This is a genomic window from Azospirillum agricola, assembly GCF_017876095.1.
Taxonomy (GTDB): domain Bacteria; phylum Pseudomonadota; class Alphaproteobacteria; order Azospirillales; family Azospirillaceae; genus Azospirillum; species Azospirillum agricola.
Map to the genome: position 1 here is coordinate 1 of NZ_JAGINM010000007.1, position 25,298 is coordinate 25,298.

At 70.0% G+C, this 25,298-nt stretch carries 21 protein-coding genes; 15 read left to right on the forward strand and 6 right to left on the reverse strand.

Translation table 11 applies throughout. The features are described from left to right. Both J2847_RS11705 and J2847_RS11710 read left to right on the forward strand, forming a co-directional pair. Positions 1 to 1,662 (forward strand): MBG domain-containing protein (locus tag J2847_RS11705; RefSeq protein ID WP_267912520.1); only part of this gene is annotated, 1,662 nt, incomplete at its 5' end. Between the two features lie 35 nt (positions 1,663 to 1,697). After that, positions 1,698 to 3,620 (forward strand): ShlB/FhaC/HecB family hemolysin secretion/activation protein, encoded by a 1,923-nt coding sequence (locus J2847_RS11710; RefSeq protein ID WP_209779164.1) that lies wholly within the window; start codon positions 1,698 to 1,700, stop codon positions 3,618 to 3,620. A gap of 115 nt (positions 3,621 to 3,735) precedes the next feature. Here J2847_RS11710 and mutL read toward each other — a convergent pair whose 3' ends face one another. After that, positions 3,736 to 5,652 (reverse strand): DNA mismatch repair endonuclease MutL, encoded by a 1,917-nt coding sequence (gene mutL, locus J2847_RS11715; protein WP_209779165.1) that lies wholly within the window; start codon positions 5,650 to 5,652, stop codon positions 3,736 to 3,738. Positions 5,653 to 5,714: 62 nt separating this feature from the next. Then, a complete protein-coding gene (locus tag J2847_RS11720; RefSeq protein WP_209779166.1) occupies positions 5,715 to 6,080 on the reverse strand; it encodes a hypothetical protein in 366 nt (121 codons plus the stop codon). A gap of 382 nt (positions 6,081 to 6,462) precedes the next feature. Here J2847_RS11720 and J2847_RS11725 point away from each other — a divergent pair, with 382 nt between their 5' ends. Next, a complete protein-coding gene (locus J2847_RS11725; RefSeq protein ID WP_209779167.1) occupies positions 6,463 to 6,894 on the forward strand; it encodes a CBS domain-containing protein in 432 nt (143 codons plus the stop codon). A 148-nt stretch (positions 6,895 to 7,042) separates the two neighbouring features. Then, a complete protein-coding gene (locus tag J2847_RS11730) occupies positions 7,043 to 8,230 on the forward strand; it encodes a DUF3095 family protein (protein WP_209779168.1) in 1,188 nt (395 codons plus the stop codon). A 155-nt stretch (positions 8,231 to 8,385) separates the two neighbouring features. Here the strand turns inward: J2847_RS11730 and J2847_RS11735 are convergent, their stop codons facing one another. Further along, complete coding sequence (locus J2847_RS11735) at positions 8,386 to 8,826, reverse strand: YccF domain-containing protein (RefSeq protein ID WP_209779169.1); 441 nt, start codon at positions 8,824 to 8,826, stop codon at positions 8,386 to 8,388. 211 nt (positions 8,827 to 9,037) lie between these two features. Here J2847_RS11735 and J2847_RS11740 point away from each other — a divergent pair, with 211 nt between their 5' ends. Together J2847_RS11740 and J2847_RS11745 are read left to right on the forward strand one after the other, a co-directional pair. Continuing rightward, on the forward strand, positions 9,038 to 9,589 hold the full coding sequence (locus J2847_RS11740; RefSeq protein WP_085557132.1) for a hypothetical protein: 552 nt from the start codon (positions 9,038 to 9,040) through the stop codon (positions 9,587 to 9,589). A 219-nt stretch (positions 9,590 to 9,808) separates the two neighbouring features. After that, positions 9,809 to 10,396, forward strand: coding sequence for an alpha/beta hydrolase (locus J2847_RS11745; RefSeq protein ID WP_179166252.1), 588 nt, complete (start codon positions 9,809 to 9,811; stop codon positions 10,394 to 10,396). An 85-nt stretch (positions 10,397 to 10,481) separates the two neighbouring features. On the opposite strand, the gene J2847_RS11750 is transcribed toward J2847_RS11745, so the two are convergent. Beyond that, a complete protein-coding gene (locus J2847_RS11750) occupies positions 10,482 to 11,231 on the reverse strand; it encodes a helix-turn-helix transcriptional regulator (RefSeq protein WP_209779170.1) in 750 nt (249 codons plus the stop codon). Between the two features lie 264 nt (positions 11,232 to 11,495). Here J2847_RS11750 and J2847_RS11755 point away from each other — a divergent pair, with 264 nt between their 5' ends. After that, positions 11,496 to 11,777 carry a hypothetical protein gene (locus J2847_RS11755; protein WP_209779171.1) on the forward strand — a complete coding sequence of 94 codons (282 nt, stop codon included), beginning with the start codon at positions 11,496 to 11,498 and terminating at the stop codon, positions 11,775 to 11,777. A gap of 363 nt (positions 11,778 to 12,140) precedes the next feature. Next, entirely contained in the window at positions 12,141 to 12,488 is a 348-nt protein-coding gene (locus J2847_RS11760) for a hypothetical protein (RefSeq protein ID WP_209779172.1), read from the forward strand. A 134-nt stretch (positions 12,489 to 12,622) separates the two neighbouring features. Here the strand turns inward: J2847_RS11760 and J2847_RS11765 are convergent, their stop codons facing one another. Together J2847_RS11765 and J2847_RS11770 are read right to left on the reverse strand one after the other, a co-directional pair. Continuing rightward, the gene (locus tag J2847_RS11765) at positions 12,623 to 13,297 is read right to left on the reverse strand and encodes a LuxR C-terminal-related transcriptional regulator (RefSeq protein ID WP_209779173.1); all 675 of its coding nucleotides are present in this window, start codon (positions 13,295 to 13,297) and stop codon (positions 12,623 to 12,625) included. A 215-nt stretch (positions 13,298 to 13,512) separates the two neighbouring features. Continuing rightward, complete coding sequence (locus J2847_RS11770; RefSeq protein ID WP_209779174.1) at positions 13,513 to 14,199, reverse strand: LuxR C-terminal-related transcriptional regulator; 687 nt, start codon at positions 14,197 to 14,199, stop codon at positions 13,513 to 13,515. Positions 14,200 to 14,726: 527 nt separating this feature from the next. Here J2847_RS11770 and J2847_RS34115 point away from each other — a divergent pair. The 7 genes from J2847_RS34115 to J2847_RS11815 all read left to right on the forward strand — a co-directional run bounded on the left by J2847_RS34115 (position 14,727) and on the right by J2847_RS11815 (position 25,232). Next, positions 14,727 to 18,245: a UvrD-helicase domain-containing protein gene (locus J2847_RS34115; RefSeq protein WP_233474469.1), complete on the forward strand. Its 3,519-nt coding sequence runs from the start codon at positions 14,727 to 14,729 to the stop codon at positions 18,243 to 18,245. Positions 18,246 to 18,362: 117 nt separating this feature from the next. Continuing rightward, positions 18,363 to 19,562, forward strand: coding sequence for a hypothetical protein (locus J2847_RS11790; RefSeq protein WP_209779175.1), 1,200 nt, complete (start codon positions 18,363 to 18,365; stop codon positions 19,560 to 19,562). A gap of 183 nt (positions 19,563 to 19,745) precedes the next feature. Then, a complete protein-coding gene (locus tag J2847_RS11795; protein ID WP_209779176.1) occupies positions 19,746 to 20,639 on the forward strand; it encodes a 50S ribosomal protein L11 methyltransferase in 894 nt (297 codons plus the stop codon). Between the two features lie 143 nt (positions 20,640 to 20,782). Continuing rightward, positions 20,783 to 21,253, forward strand: a complete 471-nt coding sequence (locus tag J2847_RS11800) for a tellurite resistance TerB family protein (RefSeq protein ID WP_209779177.1) — start codon at positions 20,783 to 20,785, stop codon at positions 21,251 to 21,253. A gap of 93 nt (positions 21,254 to 21,346) precedes the next feature. Further along, a complete protein-coding gene (locus tag J2847_RS11805; RefSeq protein WP_209779178.1) occupies positions 21,347 to 23,368 on the forward strand; it encodes a M24 family metallopeptidase in 2,022 nt (673 codons plus the stop codon). A 236-nt stretch (positions 23,369 to 23,604) separates the two neighbouring features. After that, positions 23,605 to 23,970 carry a chemotaxis response regulator CheY gene (locus J2847_RS11810; protein WP_085557122.1) on the forward strand — a complete coding sequence of 122 codons (366 nt, stop codon included), beginning with the start codon at positions 23,605 to 23,607 and terminating at the stop codon, positions 23,968 to 23,970. 191 nt (positions 23,971 to 24,161) lie between these two features. Next, positions 24,162 to 25,232 (forward strand): protein phosphatase CheZ, encoded by a 1,071-nt coding sequence (locus tag J2847_RS11815; protein ID WP_233474470.1) that lies wholly within the window; start codon positions 24,162 to 24,164, stop codon positions 25,230 to 25,232. Positions 25,233 to 25,298: the final 66 nt, after the last annotated feature.

A 25,298-nucleotide genomic window follows, 5' to 3' on the forward strand; every position in this document is an offset into this window, starting at 1 on the left:
GCCCAGGGCAGCGGGCTGTCGAACTACACCATCACCTATGCGGGCGGCACGCTGACGGTCGATCCCGCCGCGCTGACCGTCGCCGCCGACGCGGTGCGCAAGACCTATGGCGACACCGCCACGCTGGGCGGCTTCACCGCGACCGGGCTGAGGAACGGCGACAGCGTGACCGGGGTGACGCTGGCCGGCAGCGGCATGGAGGCAACCGCCGGGGTCGGCAGTTACGCCATCGCCGTGTCCGATGCCGTGGGCAGCGGGCTGTCGAACTACGTCATCACCTATGCCGATGGCCATCTGACCGTCACCCCGGCGGCGCTGACCATCGCCGCCGGTTCGGCCAGCAAGACCTACGGCGATATTCCCACCTTGAGCGGCTTCACCACGGCCGGGTTGAGGAACGGCGACAGCGTGACCGGCGTGACGCTGTCCAGCGCCGGTGCCGCGACTGGCGCCGGGGTCGGCAGCTATGCCGTCACCGCCTCGTCGGCGCAGGGCAGCGGGTTGTCGAACTACGCCATCACCTATGCCGATGGCAGGCTGACCGTGACCCCGGCGGCGCTGACCATCGCCGCCGACGCGGCGCGCAAGACCTACGGCGACACCGCCGCGCTGGGCGGCTTCACCGCGTCCGGCCTGAGGAACGGCGACAGCGTGACCGGCGTGACGCTGGCCAGCACCGGCACGGCGGCAACCGCCGGGGTCGGCAGCTATGCCGTCACCGCCTCGTCGGCCCAGGGCAGCGGGCTGTCGAATTACACCATCACCTATGCGGGCGGCACGCTGACGGTCGATCCCGCCGCGCTGACCATCGCCGCCGACTCGGTGCGCAAGACCTACGGCGACACCGCCATGCTGAGCGGCTTCACCGCGACCGGGCTGAGGAACGACGACAGCGTGTCGTCGGTCAGCCTGATCAGCGCCGGCGCCGCGGCCACCGCGGGGGTGGGCAGCTACGGCATCGCCGCGTCGAATGCCGTGGGCGGGCGGCTGTCGAACTACACCGTCACCTACGTCGACGGGGCGCTGACGGTGTCTCCCCGCCCGATCCTGGTGACGGCGGACACCCTCAGCCGTCCCGCCGGGACCGCCAACCCGACCCTGACCTACAGCGTCGACGGACGGGGGCTCGCCAACGGCGACACGCTCGGCGGCTTCCTGACCACGGCCGCGTCCGCCGCCTCGCCGGCCGGATCCTACACCATCGGCCGGGGGACGCTGGCGGCTTCCCCCAACTATGACCTCACCTTCAGGCCCGGGGTGCTGACGGTGATCGCCGCCGGGGAAACCGTGGAACCACAGTCCCCCACTCCGGAAAGCCGCGACCCATCGGGGCCGGCGCGGGTGGACGGGCTGACGCAGGCGCTCGCGAATTCGATCCTGCCGCGAAACCTGGTGGTGGCGACGGCTTCGCAGGCGACGCAGCCCTTCCAGGGCAACGCCGCTCCGGCGCCCTTCTCGTCCGCCGGTCCTCAAATGGCGTCCGGCAACGCAAGCGCCGCCACCGGCGTGTCCGGAGAGGCCTCGGGCAACCCCGATTCCCAGGGGACCGCGAGCGTTGCCGTGGCTTGCATCGGCGGTGCCGCGGCCAGCAGCTCCTGCGCGGCGGCCCCCCATCCGGAGAACACGCGGTTCGGCCGGTTCCTTCGCTTCTCCACGCCCTGACGAACAGGACGACTCCAGCCCATGATCGCCAGCCCATGATCGCCGCCGCACGCTCCACCGTCATCCGCCCGGTCTTCCATCGCGACGCCGCGGCGTTCGCCCGGCGGACCGGACCGTCACGCTGGCTCGCCTCACGATGGCTTGCCGTTCCGGCGGCCCTGCTCGTCCTGCTGCAACTGTCTCCGGACGCGGCGTTGGCGCAGGCGCCCGTATCGGTGGAGCGCAACCTGCCGCCAGCGGTCGCGGGCGGGGGAGGCGGCCTGCGCACCGCCGACGGCCCGGCAACCGACGCCGACGACACCCCGTTCGGCGTCGACATCACGGGCATCCGGCTTATCGGGCTGACCGATCCGGTGACGCCCGATCCCCCGGCGGGGATCACGTCATCGGGGGTGGAGGGGCTGGACCGGCAGCGCATCGCCGATGCGCTCGGCCCGTTCCTCGGCCAGCCCCTCTCGCGCAGGCGATTGGCGGAGGCCCAGGCAGCCCTCGCCAAAGCCTATCGCGAGGCCGGGCGGCCGTTCGTCTCGGTCACCGCCCCGCCCCAGGAGATCACCAAGGGCGTGCTGCAACTCCGCGTTCTGCCCTTCCGGACCGGGAAAGTCCGCGTCAGGGAGGCAGACGGCACTCCGGCCGCCGCCGGTCTTGCCGACGCCGTGCGGGCACCCGGCGGCGCGCTGATCGAGGCCGACCGGATTTCCGAGGACCTCGACTGGTTGAACCGTTTCCCCTACCGCCAGTTGAACGGGGTCTTCGAACCGGGGTCCGATCCGGGGGCCAGCGACCTGACGCTGGAGATCACCCGCCGCCGGCCATGGCAGGCCTTCGCCGGCCTGTCCAACACCGGCAGCCTGCGCAGCCGGAGTCTCGACCGCGTCTTCATCGGCTTCGCCGCCGGCCTCGAGTCCCTCAACGACCTCACCCTGTCCTACCAGCTGACCGGCAGCCGCGACGCGGTGTCCGATCCCGGCTCCCTGAGGTTGTCGGGAAACCGGCGGCCGTCCTACGCCAGCCACGCCGGGCGGATCATCATCCCGACCTTCGCGCGGCAGGCGCTCAGCCTGACCCCCAGCTTCGTCGCCACCTCCCAGGACAGCGCCGGCGGTCTTCTCACCATCCGCAACACCACCGTCGAATTGCCGATCCTCTACCGCTCGGCGCTGTCCAACATCGACGGGGGGCTTGCCGGATGGGGGGACCTTTACGGGGGCGTGACGCCGAAGTGGCTGTCGCGCAAGGCGCTGAGCCAGGGAACGGCGCTTGCCGGCGGGGCCGCCGGGGTGTTCGACCTGACGGTCGGCTGGGGCGGCTCCTGGCTTCAGGCCGGCGGCGGTTCGACCATCGTCGACCTCCGCGCCGTGGTCAACCGGGCCGGCGTGGTGCCCGGCAACAGCCGTGCGGCATGGAACAGCTTTTCCAACGGTCGCGTCGAGGAGGCCGATTACGCCTACCTCTATGGAGTGTTCAGACGGGAGACTCCGCTGACCGGCGTGCCGTGGCTGGGCGACGTCTCCTGGAACGCCGAGATCACGGGCCAACTGGTGGACAGGGCGCTGCCGGAAACCGAACAGCTCGCCATCGGCGGGCTGTACGCCACCCGTGGGTACACGCTGAACGACGGCAGCGTCGATTCCGGTTTCGTGCTGCGCAACGAGGTGCGGCTGCCGCCCTTCGCCGTCCTGGGCCGTTTCGGCGCGACCGGGATCGGCCCGGTGGAGGACACCGCTTCTCCCTTTGCGTTTCTCGACGTCGGCCACGGCCACAACCACAATGTCGGTACCCTTCGGAGCATCGGCGAACGCGCCGACACCACGCTGGTGGGGTTGGGGGCCGGCGTCGATTACACGCTGGGGCAGATGCTGCAAGCCGGCATGAATGTCGGCGTGGCGCTCACCGATGGGCCGGAAACCAGCCGCGGCACTCTGACCGCTCAGGCCAGGATGCTGCTTTCCTTCTGACGGACCTGTTCCGGCCCGCGTTTCACCCGAAACGGGCGCGCGGCCATCGCGGCGTTCAAACCGGATGGCCTCCGGAAAAGCCGGCGCCCTTCAATCCGTCCGTGGTCCGACGACCCTATCGCCGTCCGAACAGACGCTCGATGTCGGCCAGCTTCAGCTCCACATAGGTGGGGCGGCCGTGGTTGCACTGGCCGCTGTGGGGGGTCGCCTCCATCTGGCGCAGCAGGGCGTTCATCTCCTCCACCCCAAGCGCGCGGCCGGCGCGCACCGAGCCGTGGCAGGCCATGGTGCCGCAGACGTCCTCCAGCCGCTCCTTCAGCGACAACGCGTCCCCCAGCTCGGCCAGCTCCTCGGCGAGGTCGCGGACAAGGCTCTTGACGTCGGACTGGCCGAGCAGCGCCGGCACCTCCCGCACCAGCACGCAGCCGGGGCCGAAGCCCTCCACCGCAAGGCCAAGCTCGGCCAGTTCGGCGGCGCGGCCCAGCAGGCGGTTGGCCGACGGCTCGTCCAGCTCCACCAGTTCGGGAATCAGCAGGGCCTGGCGCTTGACGCCGCCCTCCAGCAGCGCGGCCTTCATCCGCTCGTAGACCAGACGCTCGTGGGCGGCGTGCTGGTCGACGATGACGATGCCCTGGGCGGTCTGCGCCACGATGTAGGTGTTGTGGACCTGCGCCCGCGCCGCGCCCAGCGGGTGGCTGTCGAGCGGCGGGGCATTGGCCGGGGCGGGGGCGTATTCCGGCGGGCGCGCCGCCGGGGCGAAGCCCGACAGGCGGCCCTGCAAGGGCGGCAGGCCGCTCTGGTAAGGCGCCTGGAAGGCGGCCGAGCGCTCGGCCAGCCCGCGCGGCCCCGCCGAGGACGGCTGGCCCGCGCTGCCGCCCCAGGAGCCGCCGCCCCACGACCCGCCACCGCCGCCCCGGTTGTAGGGGAGGGGGGAGGGGGTGATGAAGCCGCCGTCCGGGGCGCCGCCGTCCTCCTGTCTTTCCGGCCGCAGGGCGCCCAGAGTCGCCAGCCCGACCGTGGTCGAGGCGCGATGACCGGCCTCGGCCAGCGCGTGTTTCAACGAGCCGACGATCAGGCCGCGCACCAGCCCCTGGTCGCGGAAGCGCACCTCGGCCTTGGCCGGGTGGACGTTCACGTCGACCTCCTGCGGGTCGATCTCCAGGAACAATGCCAGCAGCGGGTGGCGGTCGCGCGGCAGGAAATCGGCGTAGGCCGCGCGGACGGCGCCGACCATCAGCTTGTCGCGCACCGGGCGGCCATTGACGAACAGATGCTGGTGACGCGCGGTCGGGCGGTGCAGGGTCGGCAGGCCGATCCAGCCGGCGAGCGTCACGCCCTCGCGCACCGCCTGGACCGGGACGGCGTTCTCCTGGAAGTCGCGCCCCATCAGGGCGCCGAGCCGGGCCAGCCGGGCGTCGAGCAGGTCGCCCTGCGCCGCGCTCAGCCGAAGGCCGCTGCGCCCGCCGTCCGACAGGGTGAAGGCCACGCCGGGATGCGCCATCGCCAGCCGCTCCAGGCAGTCGGCGATGTGGTCGTATTCGGTGCGCGGCGCCTTCAGGAACTTCAGCCGGGCCGGCACGGCGGCGAACAGGTCGCGCACCTCGATCCGCGTCCCGGCGGCGAGCGCGGCCGGCTGCGGCGTGCCCTTGAGGCCGGCGTCCACCGTCAGGCTCCAGGCGCTGTCGGCGCCGCGCGGGCGGCTGGTCAGGGTCAGGTGGCTGACCGCGCCGATGGAGGGCAGGGCCTCCCCCCGGAAGCCCAGGGACCGGATGTCGAGCAGGTCGTCGCCCGGCAGCTTGGAGGTGGCGTGGCGCTCGACCGCCAGCGACAGCTCGTCGGGCGTCATGCCGCAGCCGTCGTCGGTGATGGTGATCAGCGACTTGCCGCCGTCGCGCACCACCACGTCGATGCGGGTGGCTCCGGCGTCGAGCGCGTTCTCCACCAGCTCCTTCACGGCGGCGGCGGGACGTTCGACCACCTCGCCGGCGGCGATGCGGTTGACCAGGGTTTCAGGCAGGAGACGGATCGGCATGTGTACAGATATAGTGGCTCCGCCCGTCGGGAGCCACCATCTTCGGCGGAAACCCGTTCCGCCTACACGCCCTTCCAGGCGCGGATGTAGTCGATCAGCTTGCGCTCGTAGAAGGGCTGCGGGCTCTGGTAGCGGGCGACGAGGCCGGTCTGCTCGTTCATTTTCACCACCAGCCCGCGGCACGACACGTTGACCGGGTCGTTGCCCAGATCGAACACCAGGTGGAAGTCGAACTGCTGCTTGGCGATCAGGTCGCCGTCATAGGGGCGGATGCGGAAGGATCCGAGGGCGAACTCCTCCGGCGTGTATTCGTGATGGTCGATCACGATCATCGGCGGAGCCGCCGGCCGCTCGCGCTGCGCTGCTCCCGAGGAGCCCGACGCCGCGGCGGATTTCCCGCCACCGGTGATTTTCGACAGCCACGACATGAAGCCCGATGCCCCTTTCCGGAAGCTTTAACCTTACCGATACGGTGCAACAGTTTTCGGGAAATTTCGTTTAGTAACGGTTAATGGTTTTCCCCTATTGGGCGATCGTTGATTTTCCGTGCCAATCCGTGCGGCAACCGGCAAATCCGGGCGCTTATGTCGCATGCCGGAACAGCATGGCCAACATGCGGACATCTTGGGCTCGACAGGCTCGTCATCACCCCGTGCGGGGCCTAGGATTTTCCATCGGCCCGTCTTGTCTTTGCACGCGAAAGCACGGGCGTGTGCGAATTTTTGCACGTGCGAAGACGTGTCGGCGCCGGCACGAATCCCGCGCGGCCGCCGGACCGGCGCCGCGCCCGGAAAGGGAGGAACCGCCGTGATGAACCGCACCATCGGGGATCTGGTTCGCAACCATCGCATCGTCGCCCTGCCGCCGCAGGCAAGCGTCCGCGACGCCGCCCGCCACATGAAGGCGGAGCGTGTGGCGTCCATCGTCGTCACCGGGGCGGACGCATGCGCCGCCGGCATCTTCACCGAGCGCGACCTGACCGACCGCGTCGTCGCCGACGGGCTGGATCCCGACGCGACTCCGCTCTCGGCCGTGATGACGCCGTGTCCGGTCACCACCAGCCCCGGCACCACGGTGGGGGATGCGCTGCGCTGCATGGCGACCAACGCCCTGCGCCATCTGCCGGTGGTGGAGCAGGGGCGGGTGGTCGGCATCGTGTCGATGCGCGATTTCGTCGGGGAGGAACTGGCCGTGCTCGACCGCGAGAAGGCCGTCATGGACCATCTGACCGAGACGCTGTGAGGCGGCCGGTCGCGGTTTCGCGAGGGCGTCAATCGGTGCGGACCGTCCGGCGGCCCATCCGCGCCGATGGTGCAGGATCCAAACCGTGGTCGGCCGGGCTTGTGCTACCGTCGCGGACGGGATGTTCCCGTCCGATGGAGGTGGCGCGATGGCGCGGTTGCCGGCGATCCAGGATTTTGCCGCCGAGGCGTCGGACCCCGGCCGCTACGCCATGCTCGACGGCGGGTGGTCGCTCGCCATCGCCGACGTGGTCGGCAGCACCCGGCTGGCCGGCGAGGGGCGTCACCGCGACGTGAACTTCGTCGCCGCCGCCGTGGTCGCCGTGCTGTCGCAGGCGATGCGGGCGGGGGAGGAGCCGGTTGCCTGCCAGTTCGGCGGTGACGGCGCCATCGCCGCCGTGCCGCCGGGGCGGGAGGCGGAAGCGCGGTCGGCGCTGGCGGCCCTGGCCCACTGGTCGGCCGGGACGATGGACGTGCCGCTGCGGGTCGGAATCGTCCCGGTCCAGGCCCTGCTCGACCAGGGGCTGGAGGTGCTGGCGGCGCTGCATGATTTCGGCAACGGCAACGCCTTCGGCCTGTTCCTCGGCGCCGGGGTGGTGGCCGCCGATTCCTGGGTGAAGGACGACGCGCGCTGGCGGCTGGACCCGGCGGCCGGTCCGCTGCCGGGGCTGGAGAATGTCTCGTGCCGCTGGAATCCGGTGAAGCCGCGCCGGGGCACCGTCCTGTGCGTCATCGTCGACGCGGTGGATGAGGGGCCGGCCGGGTTGGCGGCGCTCGCCCGGATTCAGAAGTCCATCGAGCGAATCGTGCCGACGGAGGGGGCCGCCCCACTCGGCACCGGCGAGCGGCTGGCGATGCATTGGCCGCCGGCGTGGCGCTCGCTGCTGTTGGAGGCGCGCGGCGGCCGGCCGGGCGAAGCGTTCCATCGGATGGCGGGGGCGCTGGTCAAATCCGGCATCCTGTGCGCGCTGATGCGGTTCGGGCTGAAGCTGGCGAATTTCGACCCGGGGCGTTACCGCCGCTCGATGGCGCGGCGGTCCGACTTCCGCAAATCGGCCGGCGGGCCGCGCATGGTGCTCGACGTCACCGGGACGGAGGCGGCGGACATCGAGCGGCTGCTGTCCGAGGCGGCCGAGGCGGGGGAGGTCGATTACGGCGTCGCGCTGGCCGACGCGACGACGGTCACCTGTCTGGTCGGCGATTTCGCGGCCGACCGCCATGTGCATTTCGTCGATGGCGCCGGGCTGGGTTTCTGGCGGGCCTCGGTGATGCTGAAGGCGATGAAGGCCGGGCGAAAGGTGATCGCCCCGCGCCGGCTGGCCGAAGCGCCGCGCTAGGCGGCGCCGCGGCCGGACGGTTCATGCACGGGAGTCCCAGGCCGGACTGTTCAGCGCTTGCAAGCGCGCGGGGGGCGGCGGGAGAACCGCGTCTGTGCGGCGGCGCGAAAAACTGTCCGGCTTGAAGTCTTTTCGTTCCCGGAGTGCGCCAGCCGTCACACCCGGCCGTAGACGCGGCGGCGTTCCACCTCGTCGTCGGTGACGATCTCGGTTCCCACCGGCCAGAGGGCGAGCAGCGCCAGCTTCAGATGCGCCCAGGCGAAGGGCAGGCCGACGATGGTGATGGCACAGCCGGCGGCGGCGATCAGATGGCCGAGCGCCAGCCACCAGCCGGCCAGCACGAACCAGATGACGTTGCCGATGAAACCGACGCCGCCGGTGCCCATGTCTTCGCGGCCACGGAACTCATCGCGCCGTACGGCGGTTTGCCCAAAGGGAAGCAGCGTGTAGCGGGCGATGGTCACGGCGGAGCGCGCCCAGGGAATGCCGATGATGGACACCGCCATCAGAACGGCGGCGAGCAACCAGCCGAGCGCCATCCAGATGCCGCCGGTGACGACCCACAGGACGTTGAGGACAAAGCTGACCAGAGGCATGAGGGGGTTCTCCTTTCGCCGCAGATGTGGGGATGGCGAGAGCCCCCGACCAGATGCGGTGACGCGAAAGAAGTGGGGAACCGTCGCTTTCGGCGGCTTGAAGGGGACCGGTTCGGTCCACAAATCGAAGAACAGGCAACGTGACGACACATCCGGGCGGGCGTTCCGACGGCGGAGCGCCCGGTCCCGGATCCCACGGATCGGAGGCCGCATGAACGAGGCATTGAACACCGACTCCGGCGCCGAGGCGCCGAACCGGCCTGCCGAGGGCGAATCGCTGTCCCCGGTGGTCGCCGCCATTCTCGGGACCGCCGTCGCGGCGGCCGCCAAGCGCGGGGAAGCGGGCGACGTCGTCCGTGGGCTGATCGCCGGCCTGCGGGTGCTGCGCGCGACCGTCGAGGAGGAGGCCGGCTACACCATGGCCGCCGCCGTCGACACCGCGATCCGCACCCGGCTGCTGGTCGACAATCTGGCCAAGCTGCGCACCACCGGCCAGGAGCCGGAGGCCATCCCGATTCCCCTGCCGGGGCCGGGCGCCACCGCCGCCGCCGCGATCTTCGAGAGCGCGGCCGAATCCTGCCTGACCGTCAACGCCCACGCCGAGGACAACGGCCCCCTGGAGCACGCGGTCTTCGCCTTCACCACCCAGCTTCTCCAGCAGCTTGGCGGCGCTCCGGAATGGCGCTGCCTGGCCGGCGAGCTGCGGCGCGAGCCGGGCGACGACCAGGACGGCGAGGCCGAAACCGAGGTGACCCTGCACTGACCGGCCACGCCGGCCACGGCCGGCGGCCCATTCCTGTCACGGGACGTTAAGGTTTATGGCCAATTTATCGAACGGGACGAACGGCTTCGGCCTCCGCTAGGGTGGGATTCGGCGATGGGGTCTTCCCATCGCGGAATCGCCAGCCGGGGGATCCCGCTCTTGTTCTTCCACTCCACCCCCTCCGTCACCCGGCCCACGCCCATCCGGTCTTCGGTGTTCATGCCGTCGCGCGCGGACGGGACGGCCGGCGACCCCTGGGGCCGGCGGGTGATCTTCCTGCATCCCGGCAAGGGCGCTTGGTGGCGGCTGCTGCACAGCGTGCCTCCGGGCCAGGAGTGGATGACCGTGCCGGCGCCCGGCGACGCGCTGCGTCCGCTGCTGGTTGAGCGCGCCGGCCGCAAGCCGGTGCTGGTGGCCGGCGTGCTGACCGCCGCCGCCGCGCTGGGTGCCGCTCTCGACCATCCGGAAACGGTCGGCGGGGTGATGATCGTCGACGACGTTGGGGCGGAATCGGCGCTGCGCCGCCGCCTGAACGCGATGGCGGCGCTGATCGGCCTGCCGATGGACGGCCATGGGCTGGGGGCGCTGGAGCCGGAGCTGTCGGCCCTGCGGGTGCCGGTGACCCTGATGCAGGGCAGCGCGCCGGCCGGGGTCATGCCCGTGCTGGAAAGCGGCCTGACCGGTTGCCGGACCCTGACCGTGGTCGCCGTGCCGGACGCCGCCGCGGTGCGTCCGCGCACCCACGCGCCGGATCTGCGCAACGCGCTGGCTGCGCTGATCGCGGCTGTGGAGCGCGCGCGGATGTAGCGCCGGGGCGAGGGGGCGAGGCGAGGGGGGCGAGGCGAGGGAGCCTGGGCGAGGGAGCCTGGGCGAAGGGGGAAGGACCGCCGCGTCAGGCGGGAATCAGCTTGTACGCCATGGCGTTCATGACCGCCTGGGTCGCGTTGCTCGCCTTCAGCGTGTCGCGTGCCTTGTCCGTCTGCCTGCCGACCGCCTTGGCAGAGATGCCCAGCTGATGGGCGATCTGCTTCGCCTGATACCCCGCACCGAGCCGGCGCAGGCATTCCTTCTCGAGGTCGGAGAGGGGCATGAGGGTCGAAGCCCAGCTCTTGCGGACCTGGATGTCGAAGCCACGGCAGATCGCCTGGATGGTGGCGGCGTGTTCCTTCCAGATCCGATCGAACTCGCTCCACCCCATGTTCGGAGCGTGAAGGCCGAAACCGCCGCCGCCCAGATTGTCGTTGAAGCGGAACGGCAGGGAAACCCCCGTCATCACGCCGTATTTCCGATCGATCGCAAGCGAGCGGCGCGTCGATTCCTGCGCGATCTCGGCTATGCGCCGCGTGTCGCTCCACAAGATGGGCTTGCGCTCCCTCTGAACCGCCTGGACGCAGTAGTCGGCGGCCAGCCCTTCCTTCTCCTTCTCCTTCTCCTCCAGGTAATCCTTCGCGTAGCTGCAACGGTAGATGTTCGTGAGCTGCGGGGCGAGCAGGGACGCCTTGCTGCCATACATCACCCGGAGAATCCCGAACCCCTCCAGGTGGCGGTGCAGCGCCGCCCACAGCTCGTCGAATGACGTGGCGCGGCGGAAATCGTCGATGGCGGCGGCGAGGACTTTGTCGGCGTGCGGGGTTCTTGTCATGGCGCTCCTGCCTGGAGAGGGGGCTGCATGGTTCCGGAAGGGTAACGCGTCGGCCCCATGGCCAAAGGTGCCTTACGGTCAATGAATTCTCCATTCCCCACCATCGGGATGGCGCAGGCGATCAAAGGCGTTCTGCGCCTTTCCTCGGCGGAAAATCTCCGATTCCGCAGGATTTGAGCCTTGCTCAAAGCATTTGGTTCATGGATTGCCCCTCACTTCAACCGGGAAAATTCCCGGTTGAAGTGAGGGCGGTGGAAAATTCAAATGAACGCACCAACCATCGCATGGGTGCACATCATGAAGCGTAGAAATATCGCCGCAGCTCTGGCGTTTTCCATCTTTTCCTTTGCCGGCGCCGCAGTCGCTGGGGAGTATCAGTGCACCGTTTACTGCGTTGGCCCGTCCGGATCGACGTCCGTCACCATTCGCGCCGGTTCCGCGTCCGAGGCGGCCTCGATCGTGGACCGTCAGGGCCACGCGATCTGCAAGGCTGCGGGGCATCAGGCCGCCACGTCGCAGACCATGAGCTCGTCGCAGTGCCGGTAACGGGCCGGGCTGCTCCGGTTCGCTTTACCGGACAAGCTTGACTCGTGACCACGGCCGGGCATGCGGGGCCGCTACGGGCCCGCATGCCCGGTCGGGGGCAGCGGAATAAATCATGAAATCAATCTTGTGGCGACCACGATCGGTTTTCCTGGTGGTGCCGTGCTGACCGCAGCGTTCCTGGGCCAGACGGTCGGCGAAAAAGCGGCGTGATCGGATTCCGCGTCGCCCGCGATCTCCCGTAGGCACGACGCGCAGCATGGTTCCCTCCTGCGTCCTGCCCTTGCGGTGACGGGAACGCCTCCGGTCCGACCGATGCCTCAACCCTGTCGTTTTTCAGAAGCCATTGTCCAAGAGGGGTGTGCCGTGCCGGATCCCAGATCCTTGATTGCCTCGTTTCTTCTGTGCGCCGGTGTGATGGTCGTGATGCCGGCCCACGCCAAATGGACGTCCGAAGCGGAGGTCTGCAAGACCAGGAACATGCCGGCCGGCTGCCTCAAGATGGTGACGTCGAAAGGCTTTTTCGTCAAATGGGGCGGGCAGATGATCGAACTCGACATGACCAGGAAGGGAGAGTTCACCGGCAACGCGAAGGTTCGCATCACATGGGTCAGCGATGGCACCAGCTATCGGTGCGGGCAGATCGTCCAATTCAATTACTTCAATGACTTGAAGGATCTGACGGCCTTGTCACTGGCGATGCGCAAATGTTGACGCGGCCACGACCGGCCCGTCACCGACGCCGGTCATGGTGACGAGATCCGGATGACGAGGATCCTCTCCCGGGGGCCGGGAGAGGACGGGCGGGGGCGAGGCTCCGGAAATCGTCGCCGCTGCGGCGGGAAGCGTCAGAGGCTCTGGGCGGTCAGGGCGGCCTGGGTGCGGTTGCGCACGCCGAGATGCCGCAGGATCGCGGTGACGTGGACCTTCACCGTTCCCTCGGTCAGCCCCAGCTCGTGGGCGATCTGCTTGTTGGACTTGCCGTCGCGCAGCCGGGTCAGCACGTCGCGCTGGCGCGGCGTCAGCTGGTCGCCGTGACCGTTGCCGAAACCAGTGCCCTCGTCGGCCGCCGGCTCGGCTCCAAGGCCATGATGGCCGGCGACGCTTCCGGTGTCGAGACGGTCGCCGCTGCGGATCGCCTGTTCCGGCAGATAGATGCCGCCGGCCAGGACCAGTTGCAGGGCGCCGAGCAGCACCTTGGCGCTGGAGGATTTCGGGATGTAGCCGGCCGCCCCGTTCTCGAGCGCCGCCAGAAGGTCCGACCGCCGTTCCGAACCCGACACCACGACCAGCAGGGCCTTCGGCAGTCGCGCGTGGATGCCCCCCAGCGCGTCGAAGCCCGTCCATCCCGGCATGCCGAGATCGAGCAGGATGAGATCGTAATCGACCGACCCGTCGCACAGCGCGTGCACCTCGTCGTAGGTGCTGGCCTCGAAGAAGGTCATGTCGTCGTCGAATTGCGCCAGCAGCCGGCGCAGACCATCGCGGAACAACAGGTGATCGTCGGCGATCAGCACATTCATCGCTGGCATGTCCCGAGTGAAGCGTCGATGGGGTGCCGGATTGGCCGGGCCGGACGGCCCATGGCGTTCACATAAGGACCCTCGATTCCGTGCAGTAGTGCGCTTTTGGTCTTAGGCCGGACCCCGTATGCCCGCCCAGCCGCACCGCGGGGAGCGAGGTGAGGGGGGCCGGACCGCGCGGCCCCCGCCCTCATCGTCCGTTCCGCCGGGCGTCCTCAGACGGTCGCGGCGATGCCCGCTTCGGCGGTCTGGTCGCCGATGCCGTTGTTGAGCGCCCAGATGGCGGCCTGGGTGCGGTTGGAGGCGTTGATCTTGCGCAGCAGGCTCTTCAGATGAACCTTCACCGTCGCCTCGGTGATGTGCAGGTGGTTGGCGATCATCTTGTTGCTGTTGCCGTTCAGCAGGCAGCGCAGGATCTGCACCTCGCGCTGCGACAGCCCCTTGCGGCGGGTCGGCAGCTCGGCGCCCATATCCTCGGTGCGGCCGCTGACCAGCAGCTCGGCCAGATGGGTCGGGAACACCTTCTCGCCCATCATCACCAGCTTCAGCGACTGCATCAGCGCCTCGCAGGCGATGTCCTTCAGCAGGTAGCCGCCGGCGCCGGCGCCCAGCGCGGCCGACAGGCGGCGGGTGTCCAGGTCGGTGGTCAGGATGACCGTCTTGATGTGGGGATGCTCCTCGCGCAGCGCCCGCATCGCCTCGACCTCGTCGTCGAGGCCGCTGGGCAGGTCGACCAGCAGCATGTCGATGCCGTCCGGGCCGATCGCGTTCATCGGCACGGTGCCGTCGCGCAGGCTGCCGGCCTCGCCGACGACATGGAAGGGGGTGCCTTCGAACAGACGCTTCATGCCCTCACGGAAAAGCTTGTTCGCATCGATGAGGAAAACGTTGATGGCATCCATGGCCGCTGCCCACCTGCTGTTTCGTTCCGAGCGTCGCGCCGGGTGGCGCTTCGGTGTCATCCCCGTCCGTTCCCTGGAACCGGCTTGCGCCTGACCGTTCGGTTTCGGGGGTGCCACGATCTGCACTGAACATACCCCCGATTTGCGCTTCAAAAAATTTCTCTAAGGTAAAATTCGCGTCTCGCAATGGGCATATGCCCTAAGCCAAGATAAGACCAGGTTATGAACAAAAATACGACCAGAGTATCTGTGGGAATAATGGCCTGTGACAGAAAAGGGATTTTCTGAAAATCTCTGAAATTCATCTATGATGCGTCCGGTGAAGGGAAGTGAATGATTTATCGGCCTCGCGGTCTAAGGCGTCGAGGGCGTGTTTGGGCGGTTGGGTGATGACGGCATAGACCGTCGGCTCGGCCGTTCGTCAGGGTGGGGCGGGCTGGCGGCGTGCCGGGTGCGTTCTCGCGGATGGGCTTCGGTCGCGGCGCGCGCGTGCTATATAGCGTGCCGCCGCAAGAGAAAGCTTTCCCATGTCCGATTCCTTCGACGACGATCCGCTCAGCCACGCCGCACCCGCCGCACCCGCTGCCGGGCCGACGCCGGCGCAACGCTTCGCCTATCTCGACGGGCTGAACCCCTCGCAGCGCGCGGCGGTCGAGGCGCTCGACGGGCCGGTGCTGGTGCTGGCCGGGGCGGGAACCGGGAAGACGCGCGTGCTGACCACCCGGCTGGCGCATCTGCTGATGACGCGCCGGGCGGCGGCCTTCCAGATCCTGGCGGTGACCTTCACCAACAAGGCCGCCCGCGAGATGCGCGAGCGCGTCGCCCACCTCGTCGGGATCGAGCCGGAGGGCTGGTGGCTCGGCACCTTCCACGCGCTGGCCGCCCGCATCCTGCGCCGCCACGCCGAACTGGTCGGGCTGAAGTCGAACTTCACCATCCTCGACACCGACGACCAGGTCCGGCTGATCAAGCAGCTGCTGGAGGCGGAGAACATCGATTCGAAGAAATGGCCGGCCCGCCAGGTGCTGGGCGCCATCGAGCGCTGGAAGGACCGCGGCCTGACTCCCGACCGGCTGGACGACCGTGACGGCGGCGACGTCGCCGGCGGCCGGGTGGTGGCGATCTACCGCGCCTACCAGGAGCGGCTGCGCACGCTGAACGCCTGCGACTTCGGCGATTTGCTGCTGCACAATCTGGCGATCTTCCAGGGCCACCCCGACGTGCTGGCCGAGTACCACCGCAAGTTCAAGTATCTGCTGGTCGACGAGTATCAGGACACCAACGTCGCACAGTATCTCTGGTTGCGGATCCTTTCCCAGGCGCACAAGAACATCTGCTGCGTCGGCGACGAGGACCAGTGCGTGGTCGAGGGCACGCTCATCCGGATGGCCGACGGCTCGGAGCGGCCCGTCGAGGCGATCCGGGTCGGGGATGCCGTGCGGTCCGCGCAGGGCGGCGGCGTTTTCGGTCCGTCGACGGTGACGCGGACCCATCGGCACGACTGGTCGGGCGATCTGGTGGAGATCGAGCTGGACGACGGCACCCGCCTGACCACGACGCCGGAGCACCGCCACTTCGCCGGCTACCGGCTGGGAACGGCGCCGCAGCTTCATTTCACCTATCTGATGCACAAGCAGGGTTTCGGGTTCCGCCTGGGCACGTCGCAGACCTACACCCGAGGGCAGGTTTCCCCGGTCATCGGCTATGAACTCCGCTGTCGGCAGGAGCGCGCGGACGCCGTCTGGGTCCTGGCGACTCACGCGAGCGAGAACGAGGCGCGCTATCTGGGATACACCCTCTCGCTGAGGCACCGCATTCCGACCTTTCCCTTCGTCGCCCGCAAGGGGGGATCGACGGGCGGCCTCGTTCACGACCAGTCGATCCTGGACCGGCTGTTCGGCGAGATCCCGACGGAGGAGGCCGGCGACCACCTGCTCGGGCTGTACGGGCTTTCCCGCGCCTGTCCCCATTACCGGCCGCAGAGCCACACCGGCCGGCGTCGCAACGTCACCGTCACTTTGTGCGGCGGCAGCGGTGGCCGGCCGCGGCACCGGGTCTCGATCATCGGCAGCGACCCCGATGACGCCGCCGCGCTCCGCGGCATCGGCCTGTCCGTGCGTCCGGTGAAGAAGGGGCACGAGGGGTGGCGCCATGAGACGGTCATGACGAATCTTTCCGATGTGATGGACGTCGTGGACAAGGTCCGCCAAGTCTTCAAGGACGGGGTCGCCCTCGTGCAGTTCGCCCGTTTCGGCAGCGGGGCCGGCCCTGTGGAGGACGAGGCGGAACGGGAGGCCGACGATGGCGGCGTCGCGGTTCTGGACCGTCCGTCCGTCCGCACCCGTTCCAGCCTGCCGATGATCCCGGCCGGGTCCGTCCGGACGGGCATGTCGATGTTCCGGGGTGACGGCACGCTGGCGACCGTGCGGTCGGTCCGGACGAGCCGGGGCGAGGTGGCCGTCCACGACCTCGACGTCGAACGGACGCACAACTTCATCGCCAACGGGATCGTGACGCACAATTCGATCTACGCCTGGCGCGGCGCGGAGATCGGCAACATCCTGCGCTTCGAGACCGACTTCCCCGGCGCCACCATCGTGAAGCTGGAGCAGAACTACCGCTCCACCGGGAACATCCTGGCCGCCGCGTCGGGGCTGATCGCCCACAACCAGGGGCGGCTCGGCAAGACGCTGTGGACCCAGGCCGACGGCGGCGAGCCGGTCCGCGTCAAGGCGGTGTGGGACGGCGAGGAGGAGGCGCGCTGGGTCGGCGAGGAGATCGAATCCCTCCAGCGCAAGGGCGTCCCGCTGTCGCAGGTCGCCGTGCTGGTGCGCGCCGGCTTCCAGACCCGCGAGTTCGAGGAGCGCTTCATCACGCTGGGCCTGCCCTACAAGGTGCTGGGTGGCCCGCGCTTCTACGAACGCCAGGAAATCCGCGATGCGATGGCCTATTTCCGGGTCGTCAACTCGCCCGACGACGACCTCGCCTTCGAGCGCATCGTCAATCTGCCCAAGCGCGGCGTCGGCCCGGCCGCCATGCAGTGCCTCTACACCGCCGCCCGCGCGCGCGGCGTTCCGCTGACCGAGGCCGGCTGGGCGCTGACCGAGACCGACGAGCTGAAGCCGAAGCTGCGCGCCACCCTGCGCGGTCTTCTCCAGGATTTCTTCCGCTGGCGCACGCTGATGGCGACGCTGCCGCACACCGATCTGGCCCGCATGGTGCTGGACGAGAGCGGCTACACCCGCATGTGGCAGGAGGACAAGACCCCCGAGGCCCCCGGCCGGCTGGAGAACCTGAAGGAACTCGTCACCGCCATGGCGGAGTTCGAGAACCTGCCGGGATTCCTGGAGCATGTCGCCCTGGTGATGGAGAACGCCGAGGCCGCCGGCATCGACCAGGTGACGGTGATGACCCTGCACGGCGCCAAGGGGCTGGAGTTCGACCGCGTCTTCCTGCCCGGCTGGGAGGAGGGGGTGTTCCCCAACCAGCGCGCGCTCGACGAGACCGGCATCGCCGGGCTGGAGGAGGAGCGGCGGCTCGCCTATGTCGGGCTGACCCGTGCCCGCAAGCGCGCCTATGTCAGCCATGCCGCCAACCGCCGGCTCTACGGCAACTGGGTCAGCGCGCTGCCCTCGCGCTTCGTCGACGAACTGCCGAAGGAGAGCGTGGAGGCCGAGGCGGCGGCCGGCCTGTTCGCCGGCGGCGGCGGGGCGACCGGCTATCGCGACGCGGCGGGCGGCTTCGGTGGCGCCGCCGGGGGGGGATTCGCCGGGGGGGGATTCGGGGGAGGCGGTTTCCAGTTCCGCGGCTCGACCCGGCAGGCCCCGGCGCCGAAGACCATCACGCTGGACCAGGGGGCCTACGCGGTCGCTCCGCGCCAGCGTCCCGACGCGCCCTTCGTTAGGGGCGCCCGCGTCTTTCATCAGAAGTTCGGCTATGGCACCGTGATCGCGGTGGAGCAGGACAAGCTGGCGATCGAGTTCGACCACTCGGGAACCAAGAAGGTGATGGACAGTTTCGTGGTGGCCGCCGACAAGGCGGGATGAGGACGGGGTAAGGGCGGGGGTGCGGCGAAGGGTCCCCCTGTGACGCTCGTCACAGCGCCGCCCCGTCCCGGCGGCGCAGGCTTTTTCCGACGACCAACGGCCGGAGGAGCGGGATTCGTGTTCGGCAAGGGCAGCAGCAGTTACGAGGTGCAGTGCCGCCGCGACGGCCGCTGGCAGATCGAGGGCGCCTTCACCGACCAGGAGGCGGCGCTGTCCTGCGCCCGCTCCCGCCTTGCCGCCGGCGCGGTCGAGGAGATCAAGGTCGTCAAGTTCCGCTCGCTGGCCGGGCTCAGCCTGGAAACCGTCATCCTCAACAAGAAGGCGCCGGGGGTGGCGAGGAAGCCGATGGCGCTCGGCGGTTCGGCGGAAGGCGCGCCGCTGTGCCGGACCCTGGACGATCTGTGCGGCTTCGAAAGCCGGCTGGTGATCGGCCGGCTGCTCCGCCCCTTCCTCGACGCCCAGCGCATCACCCCGACCGAGCTGCTGCATTCCTGGTCCAGCTTCCGCCGGCTCGACGAGCAGGGGGCGCTGCTCAGCGCGGCGATCCACGCCGCCGCCCGCCATCACGCCGACCTCCACGGCGTCGCGGTGCCGGCGCGGGTGAAGGAGCTGCGCGGGCTGGTCGACGCCGCCGCCGCCCGCGCGCGGGATTTCCTGGCGGAACGCAAGCGCCTGCCCGCCTTCGACGCGTTCGACCTTTCGGCGACCAGCCGGCGCATCGACGCGGCGGTGGGGGAGGAGGGGCACGACCCGCTGTTCCTGGCGCTGCTGACCCTGCATCTGGTGGAGGGCAACACCCCGTCGGGCAAGCTCGACATGCTGCTGGCCCTGATGCACGACGACGCCGAGGCGCGGCATCTGGCGCTGCTCGACGGGGTGGTCGCCGACATCCTCGGTTCCGCCGACACCCTGAAGGAACTGCTGGGCGCGCAGCCGAGCCTCGCCATGGGGCTGTGCGCGCTGGCCGACGCCCTTCACGGCCGCGACCCCGATCCGGCGGGGGCCGCCCCGACCGCCGCCCTGCTGCGGGTGTGCGAACTGGCGCGGCAGGGGCGGGCGCCGCTCGGCCGGCTGGTCCTGCTCGACCGGCTGCACCGCGCGCTGGCCGGCGACCAACCGCTCGACCGCCGCGATCCCAAGGCGGAGGCCATGCTGGTCCAGACGGTGGCCGAACGCCTGAAGGGCGCCGACGGGCAGTTGCTCGGCGGGACGGTCATGGCCAGGGCGCTCGACCGGCGGCTGCTGCGCCACCGGCAGGCCGTGCTGCGCGAGCAGGGGATGGACGACATCGCCGACCGGTTGTCGGCGGGACGCTGAGCCGCTCCGGGGAGCGGTGTGGAATCGCGTGGGCGGGGGGCGGGCGGCCTCTCCCGCGTCCGGGCCGGGGGGCGGCTGAGACGCTTGGACGCGATCCCCCCATCGTGAATTTCTTTGAGTCTTCGTGTCGGCGTGGTTACAAACCGAACATACCGAAAGAGTCCTCCCCGAAAGTTTCCGCCCATGTCCCGCACCCCGCTCTGGCGCATCGCGCTCGTCGTTCCCGAGGCCCACGCTCCGGCTTTCGCCGAGGCGGTGGGGGATCACGCCGATGCGGTCTCGACCTTCGAGCTGGAGGAGGACGGCGGCGACTGGCTGGTCGAGGCCACCGACCAGTCGCCCCCCGACGAGGCCCGCCTCACCGCCCGCGTCGCCGTGCTGGCCGAGGCCGTCGGCATCGAGGAGCCCAAGCTGATCGTCGAGCGCCTGCCGCCCATCGACTGGGTGTCGCACAGCTACCAGGGTTTTCCGCCGATCCGCGCCGGACGCTTCTTCGTCCACGGCTCGCACCACGAGGGCACCGTGCCGGCCGGCAGCATCCCGCTGCTGGTCGACGCCGCGACCGCCTTCGGCACGGGGGAGCACGGCTCGACCAACGGCTGCCTCCAGGCGCTCGACCGGCTGTCGCGCCACCTGAAGCTGCCGCGCGGCGGCCGCCGCGGCGCGCTCGACATGGGGTGCGGCTCGGGCATCCTGGCGCTGGCGGTGGCCAAGCGCTGGCGGATTCCGGTCACGGCGGTCGACATCGACCCCGAGGCGGTGCGCGTCACCAGGATCAACACGGCGATCAACGGGATGAAGGGGCGCATCCGCGCCCAGGGCGGCGACGGCTACCACACCCGGCTGGTCGGCCGGCACAAGCCCTACACGCTGATCACCGCCAACATCCTGGCCCGTCCGCTGGCCCGCATGGCGCCGCAGCTTCGTCGCCACCTGAAGAAGGGCGGCTACGCCGTGCTCGCCGGGCTGCTGAACCGGCAGGAACGGCACGTCATCCAGGCCCACCGCAACCAGGGCCTGCGTCTGGTCGCCCGCATCCCGGTCGGGGAATGGACGACGCTCGTCGTCAAGCGCTGAGTCTTCGGGCGCCGGACTTTCGGGCCGCCGGGCGCCGGGCTCCCCAAGCGTCAGGCCATTGAAATTTTCGGGCCGTTGAAACTTCGGGGGCTCGTTTCGACTTCCTCAGGGGTGCACGCTCTAGCGCCCCGGAGGAAGACCTCATGCTGAACCGAATCAAGGCGTTCTTCGAAACCCGCGAACCGCCGGAGCGGGACGAGGACGCCCTCCAGGCCGCCGCCGCCGCCCTTCTGGTGGAGGCCGCCCGCACCGACGACACCATCGCCGAGAGCGAGCGCGAGCGCATCCTCGCCGTCACCCGCCAGCGCTTCGGCCTGAGCGAGGAGGAGGCGCAGGACCTGCTCTCCGCCGCCGTGTTCGACACCGAGGACGCCTCGCCCTACCACCGCTACGTCTCGGTGATCATGGAGCGCTGCCCGCCCGACCAGCGGCTGTGGATCATCGAGATGCTGTGGGAGGTCGCCTACGCCGACGGCGAGCTTCACGACCTGGAGGCCAGCCTGCTGCGGCGGATCGGCGGGCTGCTGCATGTCTCCGATGTCGAGCGGGGCGAGGCCCGCAAGCGGGTGCTGCACCGGCTCGGCCTGCCCGACGACGCCGGTCTTCCGGTGTAGCGGACGCTCCGCCGCTTGCGCGCGCGGCGCGGGGTGCCCTAGCCTGGGAGGACATGGCCGGCCACCGGCCTCCATTGTTCGAGGAACAGCCCCGTGCCCAGCGCGTACCGCGGCGACGACGCCCTTGCGACCCTGTTGACCGAGGCCGGAACCGGCCGCACGCCCGCCGACATCCGCGCGCTGGTGGCCGGCGTGCTGGCGGCGCCGGAGGGCGAGGATCCGGCGGCGTGGCTGGCGCTGGTGGGCGAGGGCCTGCCGGACGCGCTGGCCGGACAGCTCCAGGCGCTCAAGGCGGAGCTGGCCTCCGTTCCCGCCGCGCCGCGCCCCGACGCCGCCGCCCGGCTGGCCGCCCTGCGCGGCGCGCTGAAGCGCCGCTCCCTCGACGGCTTCGTCGTGCCGCGCGGCGACGAGCACCAGGGCGAGTATGTGCCGCCGCGTGCCCAGCGCCTGGCTTGGCTGACCGGCTTCAACGGCTCGGCCGGCAACGCGGTGGTCACCGCCGACCGCGCCGCGATCTTCGTCGACGGCCGCTACACCATCCAGGTCCGCGCCGAGGTTCCCGCAGCCCTCTACGAGTACCGGCACCTCGTCGAGGATCCCCTGTCCGACTGGCTGGTCGAGGCGTTGCCCGAGGGCGGCCGGCTCGGCTACGACCCGTGGCTGCACACCGCCGGCTGGGTGGAGAAGCTGCGCCCGGTGCTGGAGCGCGCCGGCATCCATCTGATCCCCTGCGAGGGCAATCCGCTCGATTCGGTGTGGGCCGACCAGCCGCCGGCCCCGCTGGCGCCGGTGGTGCCGCAGGAGATCGCCTTCACGGGAGAGGCTTCGGCCGACAAGCGCGCCCGCATCGCCGGGGAACTGGCGGCCAAGGGCATCGCCGCCGCCGTGCTGACCCAGCCCGACAGCATCGCCTGGCTGCTGAACATTCGCGGCGCCGACGTGCCCTGCACGCCGCTGCCGCTGTCCTTCGCGATTCTGGCGGCGGATGGGGCGGTCGAGCTGTTCCTCGACCCGCGCAAGCTCGCCCCGCGCACCGCCGCCCATCTCGGCGACCGGGTCCGCGTCCGCCCGGTGCCGGAGTTCGGACCGGCGCTCGACGCCGTGGCGCGCGGCTCGGCGCGGGTCCTGGCCGACCCGGCCTCGACCTCGGCCTGGATCCTCGACCGCCTGCATCTGGCCGGCGCGAGGATCGAGCGCGACACCGACCCCTGCGCGCTGCCCAAGGCCTGCAAGAACGCGGCGGAACTGGCCGGCACCCGCGCCGCCCATGCCCGCGACGGCGCCGCGCTCGTGCGCTTCCTGCGCTGGTTCGCGACGGAGGCGCCGAAGGGCGGGCTGACCGAGATCGCCGTCGCCGACCGGCTGCTGGCCTTCCGGCGCGGCGGCGAGCGTTTCCAGGGACTGAGCTTCGACACCATCGCCGGAGCCGGGCCGAACGGCGCCATCGTCCATTACCGGGTGACGCCGGAGACCGACCGGCGGCTCGACCCCGACAGCCTGTTCCTGCTCGACAGCGGCGCCCAGTATCTCGACGGCACCACCGACGTCACCCGGACGCTGGCGGTGGGCAGCCCCGGCCCGGAGATGCGCGACCGCTTCACCCGCGTGCTGAAGGGGCACATTGCCCTGTCCACCGCCCGCTTCCCGCGGGGCACGACCGGATCGCAGCTCGACGCGCTGGCCCGCCTGCCGCTGTGGGCGGCCGGTCTGGACTACGACCACGGCACCGGCCACGGGGTCGGCAGCTTCCTGTCGGTGCATGAGGGGCCGCAGCGCATTTCCAAGATCGGCAACAGCGTCGCCCTCCAGCCCGGCATGATCCTGTCCAACGAGCCCGGCTACTACAAGACCGGCGCCTACGGCATCCGCATCGAGAATCTCGTGGTGGTCCAGCCGGTGGAGATCGCGGACGCCGAGCGCCCGATGCTGGGCTTCGAGCCGCTGACGCTGGCCCCGATCGACCGGACGCTGATCGAGGTCTCGCTGCTCACCGGCGATGAGCTGGCCTGGGTCGACGCCTACCACGCCCGCGTGCGCGACGAATTGACCCCGCAACTCGACGCCGGGGACGCGGCGTGGCTGGCCGGGGCGACGGCGCCGCTGGCCCTCGGCTGAGAGTTGTATGACGGGCGCGAAACGCCGTGCGTTCCGGGAACGAATCTGGCAAGGTCCCGCGAACTCGGTAACCCGTTCTTTACCCGGCTGCTTCAGTGTGTCTGCGGGGATGACTTTTCTGCAAAGTTAGGGCATCACAGTCGGTACACCGATCAGGAAAGACGGCGCGGCGTTCCGCGCCGGGTGAGCGTAACGCCGGACATCCACCGGCAACGGACATATGCGGAGACGTCTAGATGAAGATCCTCGTCGTCGATGATTACGCCACCATGCGGCGCATCGTGCGGAACCTGTTGACCCAGATCGGCTACACCGACATCGACGAGGCCGGCGACGGCGTGTCGGCGCTGGCGAAGCTGCGCGAGAGCAAGTTCGGCCTCATCATCTCCGACTGGAACATGGAGCCGATGACCGGCCTCCAGCTCCTCAAGGAAATCCGCGCCGACGCCAAGCTGGCGCCGACGCCGTTCATCATGGTCACCGCCGAGAGCAAGACCGAGAACGTCATCGCCGCCAAGCAGGCCGGCGTGAACAACTACATCGTCAAGCCGTTCAACGCCGACACCCTGAAGCAGAAGATTCAGGCCGTCATCGGCGGTTGATTCGTCGTCGCTTGATCGAGCGGGGGACGGCCTAGGTGGGGGGAGTGGACAGGTTGGAGCAGCTTGCACAGCTGTCCGAGGAAGAGTTCGAGCAGATCGAAGAAGCGATCGCTCGGTCGACCAAGGGGCGGGCCTTTCTGCGTCGTCTCCATCGGCGGTCCCTCGGGGCCGCGACGGAAGAAGTCCGCGCGATGCTCCAGGAGTTCCGCACCTCCTGGAACCGTCAGAGCGAGGCGGTGGAGGCCGGCAAGCATGTCGGCGTCCTGCGGCGCGAACTGATGGAGATGGCGGCCTCGATCGAGCAGGCCCGGCGCGAGGTCGCGGCCCTGCGCCCGGCCGACGGCGGCGGCGACAAGATCCTCTCGGCAACCAACGAGCTGGATGCGATCGTGATCTCGACGGAGCGCGCCTCCTTCGAGATCCTGAACGCGGCCGAACGGTTGATGGACCTGTCCGGCAAGCTGCGCGGCGCCGGCGCCGACCCCGGCCTCTGCGGCGAGATCGACGCGGAGGTGAACAACATCTTCACCGCCTGCTCCTTCCAGGATCTGACCGGCCAGCGCACCAGCAAGGTCGTCAACGCGCTCCGTTACATCGAGCAGCGCGTCATCGCCATGATCAACATCTGGGGCGAGGACGGTCTGGCGGGCATCGCCGTGGCGGAGGAGCAGACCGACACGCGGCCGGACGCCCATCTGCTGAACGGCCCCCAGCTCGACGGCCACGGCGTCAGCCAGGCGGACGTCGACAGCATGTTCGACAGCCCGGCTCCGATGGTGGCGCCCGCATCCGCTCCGCCGGCCGAACCGCCGGCCGTGGTCCCTGTCAAGGCGAGTCAGTCCGACATCGACAGCATGTTCGACGCACCGGCTCCCGCCGTGAAGGCGAGTCAGTCCGACATCGACAGCATGTTCGATTCGCCGGCGCCCGCCGTGAAGGCGAGCCAGTCGGACATCGACAGCATGTTCGATGCGCCGGCGCCCGCCGCGAAGGCGAGTCAGTCGGACATCGACAGCATGTTCGATGCGCCGGCGCCCGCCGCGAAGGCGAGTCAGTCGGACATCGACAGCATGTTCGACAGCCCGGCGCCGGCGCCGGCACCCAAGCCGGCCCCGGCGGCCCCGGCGGCCAAGAAGCCGGTGCCGAAACCGCCAAGCGCTCCGATCAAGGCGGCGAAGCCCGCGGCAAAGGCGCCGCCTCCGGCGGCCGAGGAGCCGCCGACGCCGCTCGACCAGGCGGCCATCGACGCCCTGTTCGGGTAGGGCGGATGGGCGGCGGTCGGGGGAAGCCGCAGGGGTGCGAAGGACCACTCGTTAAGGTTCGTATGC

Coding starts and splice junctions, on each gene's coding strand:
- J2847_RS11800 (WP_209779177.1), top strand. CDS start 20,783: ATGCTGAACCGAATCAAGGCGTTCTTCGAAACCCGCGAACCGCCGGAG.
- J2847_RS11745 (WP_179166252.1), top strand. CDS start 9,809: ATGCCGTCGCGCGCGGACGGGACGGCCGGCGACCCCTGGGGCCGGCGG.
- J2847_RS11755 (WP_209779171.1), top strand. CDS start 11,496: ATGAACGCACCAACCATCGCATGGGTGCACATCATGAAGCGTAGAAAT.
- J2847_RS11735 (WP_209779169.1), bottom strand. CDS start 8,826: ATGCCTCTGGTCAGCTTTGTCCTCAACGTCCTGTGGGTCGTCACCGGC.
- J2847_RS11720 (WP_209779166.1), bottom strand. CDS start 6,080: ATGTCGTGGCTGTCGAAAATCACCGGTGGCGGGAAATCCGCCGCGGCG.
- J2847_RS11740 (WP_085557132.1), top strand. CDS start 9,038: ATGAACGAGGCATTGAACACCGACTCCGGCGCCGAGGCGCCGAACCGG.
- mutL (WP_209779165.1), bottom strand. CDS start 5,652: ATGCCGATCCGTCTCCTGCCTGAAACCCTGGTCAACCGCATCGCCGCC.
- J2847_RS11815 (WP_233474470.1), top strand. CDS start 24,162: ATGCTCCAGGAGTTCCGCACCTCCTGGAACCGTCAGAGCGAGGCGGTG.
- J2847_RS11795 (WP_209779176.1), top strand. CDS start 19,746: ATGTCCCGCACCCCGCTCTGGCGCATCGCGCTCGTCGTTCCCGAGGCC.
- J2847_RS11750 (WP_209779170.1), bottom strand. CDS start 11,231: ATGACAAGAACCCCGCACGCCGACAAAGTCCTCGCCGCCGCCATCGAC.
- J2847_RS11770 (WP_209779174.1), bottom strand. CDS start 14,199: ATGGATGCCATCAACGTTTTCCTCATCGATGCGAACAAGCTTTTCCGT.
- J2847_RS11810 (WP_085557122.1), top strand. CDS start 23,605: ATGAAGATCCTCGTCGTCGATGATTACGCCACCATGCGGCGCATCGTG.
- J2847_RS11725 (WP_209779167.1), top strand. CDS start 6,463: ATGAACCGCACCATCGGGGATCTGGTTCGCAACCATCGCATCGTCGCC.
- J2847_RS11710 (WP_209779164.1), top strand. CDS start 1,698: ATGATCGCCGCCGCACGCTCCACCGTCATCCGCCCGGTCTTCCATCGC.
- J2847_RS34115 (WP_233474469.1), top strand. CDS start 14,727: ATGTCCGATTCCTTCGACGACGATCCGCTCAGCCACGCCGCACCCGCC.
- J2847_RS11730 (WP_209779168.1), top strand. CDS start 7,043: ATGGCGCGGTTGCCGGCGATCCAGGATTTTGCCGCCGAGGCGTCGGAC.
- J2847_RS11765 (WP_209779173.1), bottom strand. CDS start 13,297: ATGAATGTGCTGATCGCCGACGATCACCTGTTGTTCCGCGATGGTCTG.